This window comes from Nitrosophilus sp. (assembly GCF_982775275.1).
This window is the reverse complement of record NZ_CEXZHP010000331.1, coordinates 1-1106: the sequence shown is the minus strand read 5'-3', so window position 1 is coordinate 1106 and position 1106 is coordinate 1. Positions and strand designations below refer to the sequence as shown.

Annotated in this window: 2 protein-coding genes and 1 pseudogene; all 3 read right to left on the bottom strand. The window is 42.9% G+C overall.

Translation table 11 applies throughout. The features are described from left to right. The coding region (locus AC30RD_RS09775; RefSeq protein WP_489494370.1) for an ATP-binding cassette domain-containing protein at window positions 1–246 on the bottom strand (246 nt) is incomplete at its 3' end. After that, window positions 234–650, bottom strand: coding sequence for a tRNA (adenosine(37)-N6)-threonylcarbamoyltransferase complex ATPase subunit type 1 TsaE (gene tsaE / locus AC30RD_RS09770; protein WP_489494369.1), 417 nt, complete (start codon window positions 648–650; stop codon window positions 234–236). The genes AC30RD_RS09775 and tsaE, both read right to left, overlap by 13 nt. After that, window positions 647–1106 (bottom strand): annotated as a pseudogene (locus tag AC30RD_RS09765) (anthranilate phosphoribosyltransferase); the annotation flags it as partial. The gene tsaE and the pseudogene AC30RD_RS09765, both read right to left, overlap by 4 nt.

The following is a 1106-nucleotide window of genomic DNA, read 5'->3' as shown; positions in this document are numbered from 1 at the left end:
ATACCCTATCCCTTTCAATGCCCGAACATGTAAGGGTTTGCCTATGAGATCCTCATCATCAAAAAATACTTTACCGTCACTTGCATCGACAAGCCCGCAAATCATATAAAAGGTGGTTGTTTTACCTGCACCATTTGGTCCAAGCAGTCCGACAACTTCACCACTTTGAACCTCAAGGCTCATCCCTTTGACAATCTCAAGGTCTTTGATCCTTTTTTTTAAATCAACCGCTTTTAGTATGTGCATAGTGTGTACTCTCTTGTGTTGGGATCTGTTTTGTGTATATCTATTACCATAACATCGATGCCTGCCGATATTAAAAGTTCTCTAAGGGTATCATCTCCCCACTCTATACAATGAAGCCCCTCTTTCTCAAGCTCTTCTAACATCCCCAGTGAGAGGAAATGCTCTATACCGTGGTTGTAGAGATCGTAATGAAAGATTGTATCTGCATAACATTGCTGCAAAGAGAAGGTGGGGGAGGTGACATCCTCAGCTACACCCATTTTGCGTGCAATCTCCTGTACGAGTGTTGTTTTTCCCGCTGCCAAGTCACCGCGTAAGATGATAACACCATTGGGGAAATGGTGTACAATATCCTCTGCCAGCTTTTCAAGCTCATCTAATTTCAGTTTATAGTGTTTTTTCATAGTTTGTTGGATATCTCTACAATCTGCTTGAGTTTTTTCTTTGCTCGTGCATTTGCCAACGCTTCACGCGCCATCTCCAAACCATCTTGTATATCACGTGCCATCCCCTCAACCATTAAAGATGCAGCACTGTTAAGCAGTACAATATCTCTTTGTGGATCGGTTGCGGTGTTATTGAAAATATTGAGCATAATATGGGCATTGTGGCGTGCATCACCCCCTGCTATTGCTTCTAGTGGTGCTTTTTTGATGCCGTAGTGTTGCGGGTCTATCTCAAACTCCTCCAAAGTGCCGTTTTTAAGCCGTGTTGCATAGGTGATACCGCTGATGCCTATCTCATCCATCCCCTCTTGAGAACTTACAACAAGTGCGCTGTGTGCTTTGTTGATTTGAAGTGCCTGCGCCATTGTCGTAACAAAGGTTTTATCAAAAACACCCAGCATATATTTTGTAACA

Bases quoted from the DNA above. Each gene is read 5' to 3' on its own strand.
- tsaE (WP_489494369.1), bottom strand. From the start codon at position 650: ATGAAAAAACACTATAAACTGAAATTAGATGAGCTTGAAAAGCTGGCA.